The sequence below is a fragment of the Actinomadura sp. NBRC 104412 genome (assembly GCF_030269515.1).
In the GTDB taxonomy this organism is placed as follows: Bacteria; Actinomycetota; Actinomycetes; order Streptosporangiales; family Streptosporangiaceae; genus Spirillospora.
Window position 1 is genome coordinate 1 of the sequence record NZ_BSTM01000030.1, and the last position, 20,324, is coordinate 20,324.

The 20,324-nt window shown below is 71.4% G+C and carries 16 protein-coding genes; 8 read left to right on the forward strand and 8 right to left on the reverse strand.

Features of this window, described 5'->3' with window-relative positions; all coding sequences use genetic code 11:
- Positions 1-123: 123 nt before the first annotated feature.
- Positions 124-288, reverse strand: a complete 165-nt coding sequence (locus QSK21_RS28850) for a hypothetical protein (RefSeq protein ID WP_285700494.1) — start codon at positions 286-288, stop codon at positions 124-126.
- 283 nt (positions 289-571) lie between these two features.
- Between QSK21_RS28850 and QSK21_RS28855 the strand changes: the two genes are divergently transcribed.
- Positions 572-997, forward strand: coding sequence for a hypothetical protein (locus tag QSK21_RS28855; protein WP_285700495.1), 426 nt, complete (start codon positions 572-574; stop codon positions 995-997).
- A gap of 20 nt (positions 998-1,017) precedes the next feature.
- Positions 1,018-1,854, forward strand: coding sequence for an ABC transporter substrate-binding protein (locus tag QSK21_RS28860; RefSeq protein WP_285700496.1), 837 nt, complete (start codon positions 1,018-1,020; stop codon positions 1,852-1,854).
- A 413-nt stretch (positions 1,855-2,267) separates the two neighbouring features.
- On the opposite strand, the gene efeU is transcribed toward QSK21_RS28860, so the two are convergent.
- From efeU to QSK21_RS36385, 4 genes are all read right to left on the reverse strand, one after another.
- Entirely contained in the window at positions 2,268-3,092 is an 825-nt protein-coding gene (gene efeU / locus QSK21_RS28865; RefSeq protein WP_285700497.1) for an iron uptake transporter permease EfeU, read from the reverse strand.
- Complete coding sequence (gene efeB / locus QSK21_RS28870) at positions 3,092-4,351, reverse strand: iron uptake transporter deferrochelatase/peroxidase subunit (protein ID WP_285700498.1); 1,260 nt, start codon at positions 4,349-4,351, stop codon at positions 3,092-3,094. Before efeB ends, efeU begins: the two co-directional genes overlap by 1 nt.
- A gap of 10 nt (positions 4,352-4,361) precedes the next feature.
- Positions 4,362-5,501 (reverse strand): iron uptake system protein EfeO, encoded by a 1,140-nt coding sequence (gene efeO, locus QSK21_RS28875; RefSeq protein WP_285700499.1) that lies wholly within the window; start codon positions 5,499-5,501, stop codon positions 4,362-4,364.
- A 291-nt stretch (positions 5,502-5,792) separates the two neighbouring features.
- A complete protein-coding gene (locus QSK21_RS36385; RefSeq protein WP_502871607.1) occupies positions 5,793-5,960 on the reverse strand; it encodes a hypothetical protein in 168 nt (55 codons plus the stop codon).
- A 1,341-nt stretch (positions 5,961-7,301) separates the two neighbouring features.
- Here QSK21_RS36385 and QSK21_RS28885 point away from each other — a divergent pair.
- The 4 genes from QSK21_RS28885 (at position 7,302) to QSK21_RS28900 (ending at position 13,842) form a co-directional block, all read left to right on the forward strand.
- On the forward strand, positions 7,302-9,299 hold the full coding sequence (locus tag QSK21_RS28885; RefSeq protein ID WP_285700501.1) for a fibronectin type III domain-containing protein: 1,998 nt from the start codon (positions 7,302-7,304) through the stop codon (positions 9,297-9,299).
- A gap of 201 nt (positions 9,300-9,500) precedes the next feature.
- Positions 9,501-10,481: an AAA family ATPase gene (locus QSK21_RS28890; RefSeq protein ID WP_285700502.1), complete on the forward strand. Its 981-nt coding sequence runs from the start codon at positions 9,501-9,503 to the stop codon at positions 10,479-10,481.
- A gap of 5 nt (positions 10,482-10,486) precedes the next feature.
- The gene (locus QSK21_RS28895) at positions 10,487-11,686 is read left to right on the forward strand and encodes a DUF58 domain-containing protein (protein WP_285700503.1); all 1,200 of its coding nucleotides are present in this window, start codon (positions 10,487-10,489) and stop codon (positions 11,684-11,686) included.
- Entirely contained in the window at positions 11,683-13,842 is a 2,160-nt protein-coding gene (locus QSK21_RS28900; RefSeq protein WP_285700505.1) for a transglutaminase TgpA family protein, read from the forward strand. The genes QSK21_RS28895 and QSK21_RS28900 overlap by 4 nt, the downstream gene beginning before the upstream one ends.
- 25 nt (positions 13,843-13,867) lie before the next feature.
- Here QSK21_RS28900 and QSK21_RS28905 read toward each other — a convergent pair whose 3' ends face one another.
- Together QSK21_RS28905 and QSK21_RS28910 are read right to left on the reverse strand one after the other, a co-directional pair.
- The gene (locus QSK21_RS28905) at positions 13,868-16,054 is read right to left on the reverse strand and encodes a serine/threonine-protein kinase (RefSeq protein ID WP_352231337.1); all 2,187 of its coding nucleotides are present in this window, start codon (positions 16,052-16,054) and stop codon (positions 13,868-13,870) included.
- Positions 16,055-16,214: 160 nt separating this feature from the next.
- Entirely contained in the window at positions 16,215-17,357 is a 1,143-nt protein-coding gene (locus QSK21_RS28910; protein ID WP_285700506.1) for a hypothetical protein, read from the reverse strand.
- 206 nt (positions 17,358-17,563) lie between these two features.
- Here QSK21_RS28910 and QSK21_RS28915 point away from each other — a divergent pair, with 206 nt between their 5' ends.
- Positions 17,564-18,562 carry a hypothetical protein gene (locus QSK21_RS28915; RefSeq protein ID WP_285700508.1) on the forward strand — a complete coding sequence of 333 codons (999 nt, stop codon included), beginning with the start codon at positions 17,564-17,566 and terminating at the stop codon, positions 18,560-18,562.
- 106 nt (positions 18,563-18,668) lie between these two features.
- Positions 18,669-19,157 (forward strand): hypothetical protein, encoded by a 489-nt coding sequence (locus tag QSK21_RS28920; RefSeq protein WP_285700509.1) that lies wholly within the window; start codon positions 18,669-18,671, stop codon positions 19,155-19,157.
- Here QSK21_RS28920 and QSK21_RS28925 read toward each other — a convergent pair.
- Complete coding sequence (locus QSK21_RS28925) at positions 19,144-20,316, reverse strand: hypothetical protein (RefSeq protein WP_285700510.1); 1,173 nt, start codon at positions 20,314-20,316, stop codon at positions 19,144-19,146. The two genes, QSK21_RS28920 and QSK21_RS28925, sit on opposite strands and share 14 nt — an antisense overlap.
- Positions 20,317-20,324: the final 8 nt, after the last annotated feature.

A 20,324-nucleotide genomic window follows, 5' to 3' on the forward strand; every position in this document is an offset into this window, starting at 1 on the left:
GATGCCCCACCAGCGCCGCCGCGTCCAGCAACTCTGGCTCGCCCTTGCTCACACCCTGCACCACACCAGTATCCCAGTCGAGCGTTAGCTCGACCGGGACAACCGCAGTTATTCAGTGCAGTCCTAGGCGGTCTTGGTGTCGCCTCCGAACCGGGCCGACCGTGTCACCACAACCGTCCGGTTCTCCAGGTCCACCCGGTCCCAGCCCAGCGCCCGCAGCTCCTCGGTCCGCATCCCCACCAGCAGGCCCAGCACGACGTACGGGCCCAGCCGATGCCCGCCGTACATGGCTTCCCGTCGCAACAGCGATGCCTGTTCACATGACATCGACATCGACGCGGTCCCGGCCGGCCACATGGCGTGTCGACCAGCTCGGAGACGTTGCGGGCGACCTTGTCGTGCCGCCGCGCCCGCCGCAACGCTCGTGTCAGCAGCGCGTGCAGGATGCCGAGCGTGCTGGTCGACAACTTGTCCGCCCGGTCGAGCAGCCAGGTCTCCACGTCATCGGCGGTCAGCGTCCGACCCCGCGCCTGCCCGAGCCGCGGGATCAGGTGCAGATCGACCATCTCCCGTGGGTTTGCACGGTCGTGTCGGCCCGGCCCTGCGCGGCAAGTCTTCTCAGCAGATCATTCACGGCGCGCTCGACCGTGCAGTTCCGGTCAGCCTCGATGCCTTTCTCCAGCTCATCGACCGCTTCGCTGAGCTTCTGCATCACCAGCGCCTGGGTCGGCGCCTTACGCTTCAACCGCCGCCGCCCATCCGGGGCCGCCTGCCCCGTCAGGACCTCGAGGCGGCCGCGTCGGCGGCGGCCGTTCAGGTCGCGAGCGACATGTTCGCCCTGACCGGCACCTCGGCCACCGACGAGCGCTGGAATCTGCACCGGCACTGGCGCAATGCCCGTACGCACACGCTCCACGATCCCGAGGTCTGGAAATACCACCACATCGGCGACTGGGTGCTGAACCGGCGGCTCCCACCCGATGGCGCGCTTTTTTAGAGCTCTTTGAAGGAGGGACAATGTCCGCGACAGCAGGACCACGCGACGTCTGGTACACGGTATGCCCGGTGCCCGCGGCGTCGAGCCTGGCCATCGCCCGCGGGGATCTGCAGGCCCGGTTCTCCGGCGGCGACGTCGAACTGCGCTCGATCCGTGCGCACCCCGACCGTTCAGTGCGGGAGGCCCACTACGACCAGAGCCGGCCGGACGCGTTCCGCGAGGGCGGCAACATCCCGCCGATCTGGGCCAGGTCGCGGGGACGGAACGTGCGGGTCATCGGGCTGAGCTGGGTCGAGCACTACTCCGCCGTCCTGGCGCTGCCCGGTTCGGGCATCGCCACGCCCGCCGACCTGAAGGGCAGACGGCTGGCGCTGCTCCAGCGGCCCAACGATCCGGTCGACTACCCTCGCGCCACCGCGCTGCGCGGCTACCTCACCGCGCTGGCGTCGGCCGGGCTCGGGCCGGACGACGTGGAGTTCGTCGACGTGACCATCACCGAGCCACTGGTCGGCAAGGAACCCGAGGCCGGTGTTCTGAGCCGCTCACTGTTCAGCGCCCGTGACATGCGCCGCCGCCAAGGCCCCGAACTGCGGGCGCTGTTGCGCGGGGAGGTGGACGCGCTGCATGTGACTGCGCAGGGCGCGGAGTTGCAGGCCCTTCTGGACGCCACGGTGGTGGCCGACCTGGCCGCGTCGCCCGACCCCGCGACCGGATCAACAACCTCGCACCGGTCGTGTTCACGGTTCGGGGCGAGCTCCTGGACGAACGCCCGGACATCGTCGTCCGGTACCTCGCGCAGGCGCTGCGCACGGCGCGCTGGGCGGCGGACGACCAGGCGGAAGCCAAGCGGCTCATAGCGCGGGACTCCGGAATCGCGGAGGAATGGGTCGACCTCGCCTACTCCCCCGGCGTCGCAGCCGCCCTGCAGCCCAGTCTCGACGAGAACCTGATCGCCCTGCTGGAGGACCAGAAGAACTTCCTGCTGCGGACCGGATTCATCGACGACGATTTCGACGTCCACGCCTGGATCGCGCATGAACCGCTGGCGACGGCCCGCCGCCTGCTCGAGGAGGAAGACAGGAAGGGGGCCGCATAACGCCAGGTCGCCGCGGCCTCAGGCGCTGTCTGGCGCGGTGTGGGCCGGGCTCGGTGGCGCCCTCCTCATCGGCGCCATAGCCGGGCTCTACCCCACATCGCGCGGCGCGCCTCGCCCCCGCCGACGCGCCGCGAACCGCCTGACGCCGGAGCCGGCGGGCACCGGACGGGGCGATCAGCCGGAAGGGGCCGGAGCGGGCTTGCGCCCGGCGGGGAGCAGGAACAGCGTCAGGACCGGGACGACGTACAGCAGCCAGACGACCACCTGCAACACCGTGGGGTCGGGCTGAAAGTTGATCGTGCCCTTGAGGAGGGTGCCGTACCAGCTCTCGGGCGGAATCGTGCCGCTGACGTCGAACGCCTTGGTGCCCAGGCCCGGCAGGAAACGCGCCTCCTGCAGGTCGTGGAAGCCGTAGGCGAGCACGCCGGCGGCCACGACCACCAGCATCGCGCCCGTCCAGGTGAAGAAGCGGCCCAGGTTGATCCTGAGCGCGCCGCGATAGAACAGCCAGGCCAGCAGGACCGCGGTGGCCAGCCCCAGCAGCGCGCCCGCCAGCGGCCGTGCCCCCTCGCCGGTGGCTTGAACGGCCGACCAGACGAACAGGGCGGTCTCCAATCCCTCCCGGCCCACCGCCAGGAACGCCGTCACCACCAGTGCCATGGTGCCCATGCCCAGCGCCTGGTCGAGCTTGCCGTGCAGCTCGGACCTCAGATGCCGGGCGGTACGGCGCATCCAGAACACCATCCAGGTGACCAGCCCCACCGCGACGATGGACAGGGTGCCACCGAGGAACTCCTGCGCCTCGAACGTCAGCGTGGTCGTCCCGTACTCCAGGACCGCGCCGAAGGCCAGGCTGATGCCGACCGCGATGGCCACGCCCGTCCAGACGGGCCGTAGCGCGTCCCGCCGCCCGGTCTTGACCAGGTAGGCGACCAGGATGCCGACGATCAGGCCGGCCTCCAGGCCCTCACGAAGCCCGATCAGGTAGTTGGCGAACATCAGGCGAACAGCTCCTTGCCCCACCAGTCGGCCGCGTCGCGGACACCGGGTGGGATCGCGAAGACCGCCGAGCCGACATGCTGGATGTACTCATTGAGTGCGTCGCTCCGTGCGAGCCGGGTCTGCACGGGGAGGAAGCCCCGGCGGATGTCGCGCTGGTAGGCCAGGAAGAACAGGCCCGCGTCGAGCCGTCCCAGCCCGTCGGTGCCGTCGGTGTAGGAGTAGCCGCGCCGCAGCATCCGGGCCCCGTCGTTGGTGTCGGGATGGGCCAGCCGCACGTGCGCGTCGGGCAGCATCGCCGCCAGGTCCGGCTCGTCGTGCTCGCGCCGGCGCCCGACCGGCGCGCCCTCGCCCTTGGTGCGGCCGATGATGTCCTCCTGCTCCTTGAGCGAGGTGCGGTCCCAGGTCTCGATGCGCATCGCGATCCGGCGCGCGACCAGGTACGAGCCGCCGACCATCCACGGCGGGCCGTCCTTCGCCGACACCCAGACGTGCTCGTCCAGCGCGGCGACGTCGGTACCGGAGACGTTGCGGGTGCCGTCCTTGAACCCCAACAGGTTGCGCGGGGTCTGCGCCTCCGGCGTGGTCGAGGACGTCTTGCCGAATCCCAGCTGCGACCAGCGCACCGACACCTTGCCGAAGCCGATGCGCGCCAGGTTGCGGATCGCGTGCACCGCCACCTGCGGGTCGTCCGCGCACGCCTGGACGCAGATGTCGCCGCCGCTGCGCGCCGGGTCCAGGTTGTCGCCCGGGAACGTCGGCAGGTCGACCAGCGCGGGCGGACGGCGCGCGGCGATGCCGAACCGGTCCTTGCCGTCCTTCGCGAACAGCGTGGGGCCGAATCCGACGGTCAGGGTGAGGCGGGACGGCTTGAGGCCCAGCGCTTCCCCGGTGTCGTCCGGCGGAGCCTCGGGCAGGCCGCCGACCGCGCCGTCGCCGACCGGCCGTCCCGCGGTCATCCGCGCCGCGGCCCGCGTCCACTCCTTGAGCATGGCGACCAGCGCGTTCCGGTCATCGGTGGTGACGTCGAACGCGGCGAAGTGCAGCCGGTCCTGGACGGGGGTGGCGATGCCCGCCTGGTGCGCGCCGTAGAACGGCACGGCCTCCCCGGCCGGGGAGGCGGCGTCGTCGGCGATGCCGATCGCGGCGGCGGCCGCGCCGCCGGAGGCGGTCACGCCGAGCGCGAGGCCCGCGCCGCCCCAGCCGAGCACCGCGCGGCGCGGCACCGCACCGCGCGCGCCGGTGTGTTCGATGCTCACGGGGCCTCCCTCATCTCGCGACCGCGGCGGCCAGCTTCGACAGCGGCTCGGCGAGGGCGTTGACACCGTCCGACAGTTCCTTGCGGTCGTCCTTGCCGACGGTGTCGTAGGCGACGAAGCCGTCGGGCGAGCCCTTGTCCCGGTGCTCGTCGAGGAGGGCGAACAGGGCCTTGAACCGCCTGTCCAGCTCGGTGGTCAGCGCGGGGTCCCGCTCGGCCGCGACGGTCTTGAGCAGCTCGTAGGACTTGTGCGCGCCCTCCACGTTGGCCTGGAAGTCGGCCAGGTCGGTGTGGCTGTAGCGCTCCTCCTCTCCGGTGACCTTGCCAGTGGCGACCTCGTCCAGCAGTTCCTTGGCGCCGTTGGCCATGCTGGTCGGGGTGATCTCGGCGGTGCCGACGCGCTTCTGCCAGTCCTTCAGATCCTTGATCAGCTGGTCGGCCAGGTGCTTCTCGTCGGCGCCGATCCTGCCGTCCTGCCACAGCGCCTTCTCGAGGCGGTGCCAGCCGGTCCAGGTCTGGCCCTGCTCCAGACCGTCCTCGCGCACGTCCACCTTGGGGTCGATGTCGCCGAACGACTCGGCGACCGGTTCGGTGCGCTCCCAGCCGATCCGGGAGGCCGCGTAGGCGTCCTTCGCGGCCTCGATGTCGCCCGCCTTGACGGCGGCGGCGAACTTTTCGGCCTTGGGCAGGGTCTCGTCGGCCTGCGCCTGCACGTACTTGCGGTAGTCGGCGACGGCCTTGTCCAGGCGCGGGTCCCGCTGCTTGGGAGCGCCCTGGCCGATGGCGGTCACCTTCTGCCGGATGCCGTCACCCTTCATCCCGGGCTTGCAGGCGATCTCGTAGGACCCGGCCTTGACCTCGGCGGTGATGTCGGCACTGGTGCCGGGCCCGATGTTCTCCCGCTCGGTGACGATCCTGTCGCCGGGCGCGTAGATGTAGACCTCGGTGACCTTGGCGCCACTGTTCTTCACGGCGAGCCTGACATGTCCGGCCGGGAACCGCGTGCGCGAGACCTTGCACTCGCTGTCACTCGCGGTCACCTGGATGACGTCCGAGCCCCCGCCGCCATCCTTCTCGGCACAGCCGGTAACGGCGACGAGGGTCACGGTCAGGGCTGCCGCGACGCCGCTGAGGTGACGGACGGCTCTCATTCGGAACTCCAGGGGGTCGGGTGGCGGGCTGACCCGCGCACCGCATTTAGGCCAGCCTAAATTTAACTTAGCCTTGCCTAAGCTTCCATGCCGGGGCCGGTGATTCGCGACACCCCGTTGCCGGAGGTCAGCCGCCCGTCGGGGGCAATGTCGCCCGCACCTGTCCGAGGCCGACCGCAGCTCCTTCCACACCTTCGCCGCGATCGGGACGCCGTTGGCGGTGCGGGCCTCCGCGGTCGCCGCGCCGCGCTCGCCCGGGTACGCGACCTCAACCGCCTCGTCCGCGCGGATTCACGCCTTCCGCTTGCCTTCGACGATGTCCGCCACATACTCGGCGATGGCCATGGACGGATGGCGGATCAGCCACTGCTTGACCTGCTCGGTCTTGTGGGTGGCGTGGTTGTCCAGCACCAAGTGCAGATCCAGATCCTGGGGGACGGCGGCGTCGATCAGCTTCAAAAGCGCAGGAACTCCTGGTGGCGGTGGCGGCGGTAGTGCTGGGCGATCACCGACCGCGAGCCCAGGTCCAGGGCGGCGAACAGGCTGGTGGTGCCGTGCCGGACATAGTCGTCGGATCGGCCGACAGCTTCCAGGTCTGCACGGTGTGCGGCCTGAGGTCGAACGCCCGCCAGATCCGCGAGATGGCCGACTGCGACATCCCGGTCGCCGCCTGCGCGACAGGAAAGGCTCCGGAGTCCAGGCGGTACCGGTTATGGACCCGCTCGACGAGCAAGTCGACCTCTCACCCGCGCGGCACGTCCTTCCATACGACACCGCCGTGGCCAGTGACCTTCGAAAAGGATGGGTCGCATTCAACTCGGGCCTAGACCGTATCGTAGAATTGCGCAGGTCGCTTACAACTCTGTCCGTCGCCCCGACCAGCGCGCCGGTCAATGTCACGGTCGCCGGGCTACACCGCACAGGTGCCATCTCCATGCTGCACGGCCGCACGGTTCCTGAACACCTGCTGCACCGTGGAGAGCGTCCACCATCCGGTGTCCGCGTTCTCATGCTCGCGGATCTGCTTCTCGGTAGTGGCCCCGAGCACTGGATTGATGCCGCAGACCTGGGGCAGCTGAAGAATGCGGGCGATAGCGAGCTTTTGACGCCTGGGTTGAGACCGCCCCTATAGTGCTCGGCCCGCGGCTGACAGTCCCACGCCCGATGGTCGGACGGCTCGACCCCTGGTATCTGGCCGGGAGCCTGCGCACATCCGCCAACCTACGCCGCGCCGGAGGCCACGCCTCCACAACATCACGCGTCGATCTTGGCCGATCGAAATACGCCACCTGCCACCGCAAGAGCAACTGGGGATGTCTTCCGTCGGCTCATGATCTTCGGGGCCTCCCTTGCAGAGCTCTCAAACGTCGGCAGCGACCTAGGCCGCGCACTCAGCGACCTGCTCGCCGCTGGGCTGCTCCTCACCAATGACCGCACACCGCCCCCATCAGGGCCGATCGCTGGGCATAGGCGTCGCCACCCTCGGCGCCGGGGAACACCTCCGGCCGGCGGTACCCGCCAGTGATCTCGCCGGAACGACACGGAAAGTGGCCGACCGACCGTGATCAGTTATCCGAGCGGGAAGTGTTATCAGAAGTTCATAGATGTCTCTATGATGTTCAGATAGCCTTATTTTATTCATGTCGTCCACTGGGCAAGGGCTGCATCAGAGCGCCAATGGGTGGTTTCGTGTGCCCGACCTGGTGATGGGACCGGCGAATCGGAAGGATCACCGTGAGGGATCGACTCGCCGCAGTCAGACTCCGGATCCGCGGCGGCCTATCGGCGGGAACCGCGGGAGTGCTGGCGCTCGCATTGCTGGCGACCGTGTTCGGGGTCGGCGCCCTCGGCCGGACCGCCACGGTCTTCGACGGCAGCGGCTGGCTGTGGAGCAGCGAGAAGGCACAGGTCAGCCGGGTCAACGCGCAGACCGGCGAGGTCGATCTGCGCCAGCCCGTGCCGGACTCGCGGGGACACCGGGTGACCGTCACGCAGAACGACCGGTACCTGATCCTGCATGACCTCGACACCGGCCGGGTCACCTCGGTGGACCTGACGTCCCTGGGCTTCTCCGGCCGGCTGGACGTGGGCACGCGGGGGAGTTTCCATATCGCCCTCAACGACAAGGACGCTTTCCTCATCGACCGGGCGAAGGGAGAGATCCGCAAGCTCGACCCGGCCACCCTGCAACCGGCGGCACACGGGCTGCGCCTGCCCGGTCCGCTGGTCGGCGGAGAGTTCGACCGCAAGGGGGAACTGTGGGTCGCCTCACCGGGGCAGGGGACGGCCATCGGCGTCCGCCTGACCGGGGACGTACCGAAGGTGACCCACACGGTCCCGGTCGCCCGGCCCGGCGGTGATCTGGCGTTCACCGTGCTCGACCGGGGCGCGTTGGCGGCCGACCGCAAGGGCGCCCGGCTGGTGGTGGTCGACGGGGAGAACACCCGCGAGATCACCTCACCTGTGACGCTGACCGATGCGATCGCGCCCGATCGCACGGAGGGGTCGCTCGCCGCCGTCACCGTGCCGCCCGCGCGTGCCGTGGTGACGATCGACAATGTGCTGAGCGGCGGGGACAAGGCGCAGAAGACGTTGGTGCACAGCCAAGTCCCGAGCCCGGCGGTGCCCTTCTCCGGACGGCTCTACGTACCCGACTCCGAGGGGCGCCGGGTGCGGGTGTACAAGCCGGGCGGCCCCCAGGTGAGCGTGATCACCATCCCCGGTGCCGGTAGCCGCGGCGGCGCCGGCCTGGAACTCCGGATTCATGACACCAACCTGTTCATCAACGATCCCAGCGGCCCCAACGCCGCCGCCGTCACACCGGAGCACCAGGTCAGGATCGTCGACAAGACAGAGGGGCCGTCCACCATCGGCGGCGAAGAGAATCGTGACCCCGACCCGTCCGACGATCGCGGCGCTCCCTCGCCACCGCCGCAGTCGTCCGGGCCCGCACCGGAGACGCCCTCCACGCCCTCCACGTCCCCGTCCCCGGCGCCCCCGGCGCCGGAGGGCAGTGATCCGCCAGGGGCGCCGGTACCGGTGACCGCGTTGGCCGGTGACCGGCAGGTCACGCTGTCGTGGGAGGCGGCGTACTCGCCGGACGCCCCCGTCAGCAGCTACCGGGTGACGTGGAACGGCGGTGAGACCACGGTGGCCGGTGACCAGTTGAGGACCACGGTGACAGGGTTGACCAATGGCCGTGCGTACCGCTTCCGGGTGGCTGCGACCAACCGCTTCGGCACCGGCGCCTTCGCCCAGTCGGGGCAGGTCACACCGGCTGCGGCACGCCTCGACACCCCCACCGGGGTCAGCGCGGAGGAACTGGCGAACGGTGTCGTCGAAGTGAGCTGGGACCAGGTCGCCGGGGCCGACCAGTACATCATCGCCGCGACCAACCACACGGGCGGCGCGAGCTACCCAACGCGCACCTGGGGCACCTCACCGGTCACCTACGTCAACGGGCGGCCCAAGGTGCAGATGTCCATCGCCGGCATGCCCGACGGGTCCTGGACGTTCACCGTCGTCGCCCGTAGCAGCTCCGGAGTCAGCAGCGGCACCAGTGCCCCGAGCAACAGGGTGGTGATCTCTACGCCGAGCGCCCCCGGCAATGGGGGCGTCACCCCTGTCGACCCCGGCGGCGGGGACGTCACCCCCGTCGACCCCGGCGACCCCGGCGGGGGCAGCGAGGACGTCACCCCCATCGATCCCGGCGGCGGGGACATCATCTCCGTCGACCCCGGCGGTGGGGGCTCCGACGAACCCGGGATGATCCCCGGACACGGCCCCCTCGACCCGTAGATATTCGATCGATGGTCGACGGTGGCGATCGGCCCGCCGTCTCACGATGGCGGGCTCGGGTCGATTCCGGACGGTCCCACCATGCCCGGACGGCGCGTGACGACGGGACGGCCGGTCATCGGGACGACAGTGGACGCCCCGCGGGCAGCGGGACGACGTGAACGCCAGAGTTGGGACTCAGTGAACGACACTTCCAGACCGTTGACTCCGAACGAGGCCGCCATCGCATCCGACGAGGCGGATCGGATCGCCACCGCCATCGAAACGGTCGTCCTCGGCAAGCCCGACGTCGTGCGGCTGGCACTCACCGCACTGTTCAACGAAGGGCACATCCTCTTCGAGGACGTGCCCGGAGTGGGCAAGACGACCCTGGCCCGCGCCATCGCCGCGATGATGACCGGTACGTGGCGGCGGATCCAGTTCACCCCCGACCTGCTGCCCGCCGACGTCACCGGTGTCACCGTCTTCGACCAGGCGGCCGGCCGGTTCGAGTTCCATCCCGGTCCGGTGTTCGCGAACGTGCTGATCGCCGACGAGATCAACCGCGCGTCCCCCAAGACCCAGTCCGCGCTGCTGGAGGTGATGGAGGAGCGGCATGTCACCGTGGACGGCACGCGGCACCCCGTGCCGAGGCCGTTCCTGGTCGTGGCGACGCAGAACCCGGTGGAGATGGACGGCGCCTACCGGCTGCCCGAGGCGCAACTCGACCGCTTCATGGTGCGTCTGTCACTGGGGTATCCCGACGCGGCCGTGGAGCTGGCGCTGATGCGCGGCGCGGCGCGGCGTTCCGCGGACGAGGTGGAGCCGGTGACCGACGCCAAGGGGATCTCCCTGATGGGCGAGCTGGCCAAGCGCGTGTACGTGCACGACTCGGTGTACGACTACGTGCTCAGGATCGCGCGGGTCACCCGGGAGCATCCCGCGCTGCGGCTGGGCGTGTCCCCACGCGCCACGGTGGGGTTGATCCGCGCCGCGCAGGCGCATGCCCTCGCCGACGGGCGGCCGTTCGTGCTCCCCGAGGACGTCAAGACGCTGGCCGGGCCGGTGCTGGCGCACCGGCTGGTGCTGACCCCCGATGCGGCGCTGCGCGATCTGACCGGCGACGCACTGCTGGAGCAGATTCTGGAGGCGACGCCGGCGCCGCAGCCCGGAGCGGCGTACGCGGCCGCCGAGCGCGTCTGAACGCCATGCCGACCCAACGGGGACTGCTGGTGGCCGGAAGCGGCGCGGCGCTGCTGGCGGTGGGCCTGCTCTTCGGCTACAGGGAGCTGGCGCTGCTCGGCGCCGTGGCCCTGGTCGCCGTCGCAGCCGGGATCGTGCAGGCCGGGTGGCCCGCCCGGTTCCGGGTTCGGCGCCTGGTGGCCAACGCCCGGGTGCGTGAGGGGGACATGATCACGGTGACGCTCGAGGTCGCGGCCGAGACGCGTGGCCGCAGGCCACGGCGCGTCCTGGTGGCCGCGGAATGGGTCGACGGTCCGGACGGCCTCGTACGGCTGCCGCTGCCGGAGCTGCGGGTGCTCCCCGCTCAGGTCGGCTACGCATTCCGCGCCGACCGCCGGGGCGTGGTCGACATCGGCCCGCTGGAGGCCGGTCGGGTCGACGCGCTGGGCTTGGCGAGCAGCGTCCGCCGCCATGGCGAGACCACGCGGGTGCTGGTGCACCCACCGGTGCACCCGATGCGCGCGGTCCCGAACGGCGCGGTCGCCGACCCCGATGGGCGGCGGGACGCCGCCGACTCGAGCGGCCTGACCTTCCATGGGTTGCGGGAGTACGTCCCGGGCGACGACCTGCGGCGGGTGCACTGGCGCAGCTCCGCGCGGCACGGGCGGCTCATGACGCGCGAGCACGTCGACACCTCACGGCCCCGGATCGTCGTCCTGGTGGACCGGCGGGTGACCGGGCTCGGCGAGCTGGACGAAGTGGCGGCCGCCGCCGCGTCGGTACTCGTCGCGGCGTGCCGGGCCGGGCTCGGCATCGAGCTTCAGCTGATCGGGGGGCGCCGTGCCGACGGGAGGACCGGTCCCACCGCCATGCTCGACCTGCTCGCCGAGATGACACCGGCGACGGCCGCTCCCGCCCGCCCGGGTGACCGACACGAGCCGTCCGCGGACCCGCCCGCCACCGCGGGCTCCGCGGACCCCGAGCTGGTCACCGCGTGCCGGCTGCTGCGGCTGCGCCCGGCCGGAGACGTCGTCGTCCTGATCAGCGCCGCCGCCGATACGGCGGACCTGGTGGTGCTGGGCGAGCTGCGCGGCTTCTACTCCGCTCTCATCGTGGGCCTGATCGGCGCCACACGCGACGTGGCCATGCCGGGGCTGCTCGTCCTGAAGGCCGCCGACGCCGGGGAACTGGCCCTGCGCTGGGACAAGGTAAAAGAGTGGCGGTGAGGGCCGGCGACGGTCCGCCGGGAGGCCGTGGCGGTGCCGTCGCGGCGCACACGGCGCTGATCACGGCGGTGGGCGCCCCGGCGCTGGTGTTCGCCCCCGGCTACGAAGAGCCGACGCCGGTGCTCGCGCTGCTCGGATGTGCGGCGGCGCTGTCGGTGGCCGTCGCGGCGGGTCTGACCGCGCGCCTGTCCACCGCCGGCGCCCTCCTGTGCGGGCTGCTGGTGCCCCTGGCCTGTGTGACGGCACTGGCGGCATGGCGGCCGGGCCCGGTTCCGGGGGCGATCCCCGGGGCGGCCGACGCGTTGCTGCATTCGGGCGCCCGCATCCTGACGACGACTCCCCCGGCGCCGGCGACCGTGGACACCCTCACCCTCCCGCTGCTGGCGACATGGCTGGCCGGCGCGGCGTCGGCGTCGGCATTGCGCAGGGCCCGCCCGCTGACCGCGCTGCTGCCACCGGTGGCCCTGCTGACCGGTGCGGTGGTGCTGGCCGGTCCCACCGACAGGCCAGGCCATGCCGCCGTGGCCATCCTGGCGGCCACCGCCGCGATGCTGCTGGGCACCATGGCACCCGCAGGCTCCGGCGGTGGTCCGCTCCGGCGTCCCGACACCCGCACGGTCATGCGGACGCTGGCCTCGGCCGCCGCGCTCGCCGCGCTCGCCGCGCTCGCCGGACCACCGATCATGGCGGACTGGTCGCGGCGCCCCCCCGACCCCCGATCGGCGGCACGGCCGCCCACGGCCTCGCAGGACGTCGTCAACCCGCTGAGCTACCTGCCGGCCTGGGGACGGCGGCCGAACGAACGGCTGCTGCGGGTACGCGCCGACCGGCCCGTCGAGCTCCGGTGGGTGACGCTGGCGGAGTTCACCGGCCAGACCTGGCTGCCCGAGGCTGCGTACCGCCCGGCCGGCGTCCGGCTCCCGCCACCGAGTCCGGTGCCCCGGCGCGCCACCGCGCACACCGCGGACATCACCGTAGAGGACATGCCCGGCCCCTGGCTGCCGACCACCGGATACCCGCGCAGCGTGCGGGGCCTTGCAGTGGCCTACGACCCGAACTCGGGCACGCTGGTGGCACGCGGCGGGCAGAGCGCCGGACGCCGGTACACGGTCACCGGTGAGGTGCCGGACTGGCGGCCGGCCGACCTGGCCGACGCGCTGGTGCCCACCGACCCGGCGTTCCAGATCTATCGAGAGCTGACCCCGGAGCCCTCCGCGCGCATCAGGGACCTGGCCGTGCTCGTTGCCGGAAGGGGCGCCCCGTACCACCAGGCGGCGCGGCTGGCCGAGTACCTGCGCGAGCACTACGTCCTCGACAACCGGGCCCGGGGCGGCCACGGGTACGCCAGCCTCGCCTCGTTCCTGGTAGCCCCGGGCGAGGGGCGGCAGGGGGCGGGCACCGCCGACCAGTTTGCGAGCGCGTTCGCCGTTCTGGCACGCGCCGCCGGGCTGCCCAGCAGGGTCGTCGTGGGATTCGGGCAGGGGCGGCCCGACGGATCCGGCCACCGGTGGATCTACACCGGCGACGCGGTCGCCTGGGGTGAGATCTACTTCAAGGACGTCGGCTGGGTGCCGTTCGACGTCATACCAGGCAGCCGGACCACCACCGGTTCGCGGGCCGCCCCCGAGGGGGCCGTACCGAGCGCGAGGCCGAACAGCCGGCCGTCCCAACGGCCCTCAGCCGGGCAGCCGGCCGGACCGAGCGTCTCGGAACCGGGATACGCCACCCGGGACGGCGATCGCGGCACCCGGATGTGGACGCCGATCCTCGTGGCCGCCGGAGTGGGACTCCTCGTGTCGCCGCTGCTCGTCGTGCCGGCGCTGCGCCGTCGCCGAACGCGCAGACGGCTGCGCCGGGGTGCCCCCGCCGAGCGGATCCTGGGCGCCTGGGCGGAGGCGCTGGACGCGCTGCGCCTGGCGGGACGGCCCGTTCCCGCGGCCTACACCGTCCAGGACGTCGCGACCCGGTATCCCGAGCTGGAGTGGCTCGCCGGGCAGGTGAACGCTGCCGGCTTCGGGCCGCGGCCGGCGGCCGGTCCGGGTGACGCGGCGGCGGCGGCCGACCTCACCAGCACCTATTCCCGGACGCTGCGCAGGTCACAGCCGCCGCTGCGCAGACTGCTGTGGTGGCTCGACCCTCGTCCCTTGTTCTGGTGACCGCGGCGCCTGATGACGCGAGAGGTCACGGGGCGCGCGTGGTGCAGACGGGCTTGGTGGCGGCGACCTGGTCGATCGTGAGGACCGCGACCACGACGAAGCAGTAGTCCACGCTCGGGTTCAGCCCGCTGATCTCGGCTTTCGCGGTACCGGCCGCCGCCTCGGCCAACCTGGTGGGCGTTTGTCCCTTGGGGCCTCCCACCACATAGTGGGCGGCCTCACCCTCACTGGCGTCCTCCCACGTCAGCACCACCGCGATCTGGCGATCGACGATCCGGACCTGCCGCGGGGTGTGGGCTCCCGCCTTGCGCACCTTGACCATCGTGCTCTGCGAGGCACCCGTCTTCATGGACGCCTTGGCCCCGCCATCGGACGGGGGCGTCCCCCCGCGCAGCCCGAAGACGGCGTACAGGATCAAACCGAGCACCGCTCCGCCGATCGCGGCGGATACGTACGCCGAGCGGCGGCTACGGGGGTAGGCGGGCTCGACGGGCGGGACGCGGTGTCCGAGCGGGACGTCGTCCTCATGGTGCCGTAGGGGGACGTGCTCGGGCTCGGGCGGCGCCTCCGCGCTCATCCCCGGCGTGCTCACGCTCGCGGTCGGGCGGGGCTCACCGGACACGGCCGGCTGGTGCTCCTCCACCGCGAAGGGCTGGAACGCGGGAGCCGGGGAAGGCGGGACTCCGGACGCCCCGAACGGCTGGGAATCTGTCGCCGGGACCTCGGACGCGCCGAACGGCTGCGGACCGGAATCCGGAAAGAGCGGGGTCTCGGACGATGTGCGGGGCCGGGACTCGGACGCCTGCGACTGCGACTGCGACTGCGGAGCCTCGGACACCGCGAAAGGCTGGGGCGCGGACGCCGGCGACTGTGACTGCGAAGGCTCGGACACCGCGAAAGGCTGAGGCGCGGACGCCGGCGACTGCGAAGGCTCGGACACCGCGAAAGGCTGGGGCGCTGAGACCGGGGAGACGTCGTCGGTAGGCGGCACGGCCGGCTGGACCCGATCGCCCTCGGCATCGCCCTGGCCCGGTTCTCGCCCGGTCGCCTCGTCCAAGTCCAGGATGAGTTCGGAATGGCGTTCCGGCGGCCGCGGCTCCCCGTCCGGATCGGGATCCGGCGCGTGCCCGTCCGGAAACGCCAGCCACTCCTCGTCCAGCCACTCCTCGTCCAGCCAGGACTCCCCGGGCTCGGGCGCCGGTTCGGGAGGCGCCGGTTCGGGAGGCGCCGGTTCGGCGGACTCCGCCTCGGCGGGCGGAACCGGATCCGTCTCCCGAGGCTGGGGCGATGGCGACGCGTCGGGCGCCACATCGAAGAAGCTCCATCCCACCGTCGTCCCCGGCTCGGGCCGGGCGGCCTGCCTCGGTTCCGCCGCAGCCGACCATGCGGCCGCCGACAGCGCCAAGGCGAACTCCTCACCGTCGCCGAAACGGCGGTCGGGGTCCCGGGCCATGGCCCTCGACAGGACGTTCTGGAATGCGTCCGGCACATCCCCGCGCCGGATCCTCGGCGCCGGGTCCCTCAGTACCCGTTCCCGGTAGATGACGACGTCGGGCTCGGCGCCACCGGGGTCGGCGAAAGGTGAATAACCGGCCAGCAGGGTCCACATGGTGGAGGCGAGAGCATAGATGTCGGACGCCGGCGACGGAGCGGATCCCTCCAGGATCTCGGGCGCGAGGTGACGGATCACGCGGACACCCAGCGCGTCCGAGAGCTCCTCCGGCGCGCGGCAGACGGGGAAATCGGCCAGCAGGGCCCCGGCCTCGCCGCGCAGTATGTTGCCCGGTGTCACAGCCCCGTGCAGCTGGCCCGCCGTATGCGCCGCCGTCAACGCCGCCACGACCGCGGTACCCATCTGGACGACCTCGTCCACCGGCAGCGGGCCGCGGGCGGCCAGGATGTCGGCGTAGGACCCGTCGGGGCAGTACTGCATCGCCACATAAGGCCGGCCAGTCGAGGTGACGCCCGTGTCGAAGATCTCGACGATGTGCGGATGTGCGCCGAGGCCGAGGGTGACGGCCCATTGCTCGTCGCCCACCGGCCCGGCCGATCCCGATCGGTTTCGCCGGAGCACCTTGAGAGCCGCCGGCGCGTCGGTGCCGTCCCGCAACGCATGGTAAACAACGGCGGTTCGCCCCCGACGCAGCACGGAAAGCGAGTCATAACCGGGAACCAGGCGGGTGACGACGTCGTCACCCTTCATCCACGACATATCAGAGACTCCTCCCCCGCGCTTCCCAGTTTCTGGAACCCTAGAGGGAATCGCGGCACCGCCCCGGCATACCGCCCTAGAATACGGCTGTTGTCCGCTTTTATGGCTTAACCTGGCCGGTCGTTCGCTTCCCCGCCCGTGCCGCGGGAGGGCGGGCGGCTCAGACCGGCTGTACCGGCTGTACCGGCCGTATCTCGGCCGAGCGGGGCGTGGCCTTCAACCCGGGCAGGTCGGTGGTCGCGGCGCGCAGGTCGGCCACCGCCTCCTCGCCGAGATCGGACAGCATGATGTCGTAAGCCATGTCGTTCACCGTCTCCGGGCCCAGCTGCCTCTGGACGACAGCGGCGATGGTGTCGGTCAGCACTCTCTCATAGGCGGGGAACGCCACCATGCCCGCCACCGCCGGGTTCCATTCCATGTCCGCGCCCTCCGCGAGGTGGAACTGGAGCGCCCCGGTCACAGGGTCGAGGTGGTCCAGGTCGATCTCCGCGGCCACATGGCCGCGCGCCGCCAGCGTCCCCTCCTCGGTGAAAAGCAGCACCGGCACGGTGAAGCCCACCCGCTCGGCGGGAGTGCGCACCCAGGGAATGGACGGCAGAGGCGGGACGTCGACATGGGTCAGGGCGGACAGCATCCGGAACGTCGCCAGGCCGAGCACGCTGTTGAGCGCCATCGCCGTGGCCCGGGTCACCGTCTCCGCCTCTCCGGGCTTGCGCGTGAGGTAGCCGGCGAAACCGTACGCGAGAATCCGGTCCCTGACCGGGGAGCGCATGAAGACGCGCAGACGGACGCCGGTGACGGGAAGTTCGAACCATACGTCGGGGTCGTCGATCGCGGTCCAGACGTATCGGTCCTCGACCCGGCTCAGCTTGGCCGTCAGGCTCAGCCTGTCCTTGACGCCGGTCCGGGACAGCGTCAGGACGTACAGCTCGCCGTCCAGCTCGGCGATCACCTCGTCGCCGAGCACCACCGCCAGTGAACGCGCCGACTCGCTCAGGTCGTGCAACGTCTTGCGGGGCATCCGGGTGACCAGCAGGTTTCGCGCAGCGGACTTCCCGTCTCCCCCGGACGCGACGTGCTCGATCTCCTTCTCGGCTTGCCTGGCCGTGTAGTTGCGCAGGCTGAACGCCACCACCTCGTCGTCGGTGCGCACACCGCAGGTGGCCTTCAAAGATTTCTTGGCGCTGAGCGGAAACGGCAAGTTCTGCCTGACGTACTTGGTCGCGTCCACGAACAACGGGACGTCGTCATCGAAGAGACGCAGAACATAGAATTCTTCTTTGGTGTGCGTACTTTTAGCCAACGTCCACCTTCTTCGTGTCCCCTCCACCGACCGTCGGCCAATCGCCGGTTATGTTGTAAGCCTGGCCGGGCTCGGCACCGATCCATCATCATGACCGTTCGGGGGCGCACCGATTCGGCAAGCGCCGGATCGAGCGGGTGCGGATCGCCTCGCGGTCAGGACGGTAAGCATGCGATCCCTCGGACAGACCACGGAGGCAAGGACACATGAACAAGCTGACCGACTACGTGCTCGCCGTCCGTACCGCAGGGTCGCCACCGGGGCCGGAGGGCATCAAGACCGTGGACCTCGTCCCCGGCGAGGGCGACATCACCTCCTCGACACTCGACGCGCTGCGGACCAGCGGACTGATCCCCGAGGACTTCCGGTCACGGGTGATCTACCTTGCGCCCGAAGGCCCCGGCTGTCTGGTGCCGTACACCGCGCTGTGCGGATTCGCCGGGCGGCGTGTCGACGCGTACGCCGGCGGCACCGTCCTGGAGTTCTCCCGGCTCGACCAGGAGGACCTCCCGGATGCCGGCAGACCTCCGGGGCATCTGATGTGGGCGCAGGTCGGCGGCCCCGCGGCCGAGGGCATCCCGACCGTGCACCTCGACCCGGACGGGGGGGCCACCCCGGAGGCGGTGAGCGTGATCCGCTACGCGGCGCGGCTTCGGATGGTACCGCCGGAGTCGGCCCATGGCGCGCTGGTCATGCTCATGATCGTGGCCGCGATCCGCCGCCGGACCGAGGACCGGTTCCCGTACCTGTCCACCGGGACCGAGCCCGCTCCGGTGACCAAGGCCGACCCGAACCAGGGCATCGACCTGGAAAACATCCGGCGGGGCGCGGCACGGCACCGGCAGCTGCTGCGGGCCGGCCGCCGTGGCGCCGAGGTGGTGCCGCCCGTCCCGGTCTCGGACCGCAACAAGCGCCTCACACGAGCCAACAACGCGGACATCCGTGTCGTGCTGAGGCGGCTGGGCTCATCGCCCGAAGCCGACGATGCCGGCCACTGGCACTGCCCGCGTGCGCGCCGGCATCGCCACGGCGACAGGAATCCGTCGATGACGGTGTACAAGGACAATCGCGCCAGATGCCAGCACTGCGACGCCGAGAAGATAGGCCCGCTCCGGCTGATCGTGGATGTGCTGGGACTGACGCCGGACGAGGCGGCCACCTTCATCCTGGAGTCCGACCGTGCGATCGGAGCGCACGCCGGCTGAGCGGTAGGGTTCGAACGAGGCTGCCGCCAGGGTGGAGAAAGCGCCATTGCATGAATCGCGACCAGCACAGGACCGGCCGGACGAGCCGGGCAGGAGGCTGGGTTTCATGGTGCTCACCGTCGACGGCCAGGATGCCGGCGTCCTGCATCGCAGCGTGCTGGACCTGGTCGCGGAGATCGCCGGTCGGCTGGGCGGCGGCCACGCCACCGCGCTTGGCACCCGGCCGGCCGCGTTCGACGCCGACCAGATGCCGCGGCTGCGGCGTGAGCTGGAGCAGGTCGCCGCGTTCGCGGACGCCACCCGGCGCCACGGGTGGTCGCTGGGGGAACTGGCCGCCGCCCCGGGAGAGCGGCCGGTCCCGCTGCTGGAGACCGAGCAGGGCACGGTGTGGGTGAATCCGGTCCGCGGGTTCGAGCTGCACGGCCCAGCCGGTGTGCGGCCGCTCACCGAACTGGCCGGAATGCCGGGTACCGTACGCCGGACGCCCGTGACCCGCCTCATGGGTCCGTTGCTGGCGGCGGCGGCACGCGCGCGTCGACTGGAGATCCGAGAGCGGGACCGACCGGCGCCACCGCGCCCGGTCAGTGAGCGGTGACCTTGCCGGGCGCCGCGAACCGGCCGGAGACGGTGTACCGCACCCCAGTGGTGAACGGCGTCCGCGGGTTGGCGATCAGGGCGCCGATTTGCCCGGCCGCCGCCATCTCCTCCGCCTCCCCACCCAGGCGGACCCCGACGACGTAGTCGGCGCACAGCGGACTCACCGCCGCGACGCACCCCCGGGGGAGCACCCCGAACGGGCCCAGGAAGATCCGGCTGCCCGGCGGGATGAGCGAAGCGAAGGCCCGCAGGACGACCCAGGCCGCCGGCCCTGTCAGCGTCACGGCGCTCAGGTCGCGCAGCGTCCGCTCGACCTCGGAGATCTGCTGGCGGGTGACGACGCCGGCGTCGACGAGCGCGGCCGTGTCCGTGGGCCCGACATTACGGCGGCTCACGATGATGGAGCCGCCGGACTCGGTCAACACGGCGCCCGCGTCGTCCGAGGAGACGATGACCGCCTCGACGGCCCGTCTTGCGGCGTCAATGGCCCCGAAACCGGGAATCTCCCGAACGCCGGACGAACCGCAGACAATCACCTCGGTACCCCGGATGTGAATCTCCTCCACATCCGGGTCGCGCCACAGCTCCCCCAGGAGATGCCATCCGTTCAGCAGGTCGTGAACCTTGGCGGCCAGGCCGCTGTCTCCCTGAGCCGGCCCGATCAGCGCTTTCAACCCGGCTGCCCGCCGCGGCCCGTCGACGACGTCGGCCGGCCGCGCCGTGAAGTGCCCGCGCAGCGAGTGGTACAGCCGCTCGGCGGCCTCCCAGGACGGGGAGGACGGAGCGGACGGAGCGGACGCGGCCGTGGGAGGGGCCGGCCACTGCGCCGGCCGGACGGACGCCGGCTCCGACGAGGCACCGTTAGCCGCGGGTACGCCTTTCGCCACGGGCGCGCCTTTCGCCACGGGCACGGCCGCCCCGACCTCCGTGGATCCCTTGGTCTTCCCTGCCTTTCTCGCTTCCCTGACCTCGTCGGCCTCCCTGGGCGCCTTGGGGGGTCTAGGCGCCTTGGCCCGGGGGGCGCGCCCCTTTCCGGCCGCCCGTTCGCCCTGCGGCGCCTGACCCGGCTGGGGGGCCGCCCCGTCCCCGTCCGCTTCGGTGACGCCGATGAACGCCCAGAAGTCCATGCCCTGATCGAAGTCCTGGTCACTCGCCATGATGGTCG

Excerpts from the sequence above, each read along its gene's own strand:
- QSK21_RS28850 (WP_285700494.1), bottom strand. The coding sequence starts at position 288 with ATGTACGGCGGGCATCGGCTGGGCCCGTACGTCGTGCTGGGCCTGCTG.
- QSK21_RS28860 (WP_285700496.1), top strand. The coding sequence starts at position 1,018 with ATGTCCGCGACAGCAGGACCACGCGACGTCTGGTACACGGTATGCCCG.
- efeU (WP_285700497.1), bottom strand. The coding sequence starts at position 3,092 with ATGTTCGCCAACTACCTGATCGGGCTTCGTGAGGGCCTGGAGGCCGGC.
- efeO (WP_285700499.1), bottom strand. The coding sequence starts at position 5,501 with ATGAGAGCCGTCCGTCACCTCAGCGGCGTCGCGGCAGCCCTGACCGTG.
- QSK21_RS28895 (WP_285700503.1), top strand. The coding sequence starts at position 10,487 with ATGCCGACCCAACGGGGACTGCTGGTGGCCGGAAGCGGCGCGGCGCTG.
- QSK21_RS28905 (WP_352231337.1), bottom strand. The coding sequence starts at position 16,054 with ATGTCGTGGATGAAGGGTGACGACGTCGTCACCCGCCTGGTTCCCGGT.
- QSK21_RS28915 (WP_285700508.1), top strand. The coding sequence starts at position 17,564 with ATGAACAAGCTGACCGACTACGTGCTCGCCGTCCGTACCGCAGGGTCG.
- QSK21_RS28920 (WP_285700509.1), top strand. The coding sequence starts at position 18,669 with ATGGTGCTCACCGTCGACGGCCAGGATGCCGGCGTCCTGCATCGCAGC.
- QSK21_RS28925 (WP_285700510.1), bottom strand. The coding sequence starts at position 20,316 with ATGGCGAGTGACCAGGACTTCGATCAGGGCATGGACTTCTGGGCGTTC.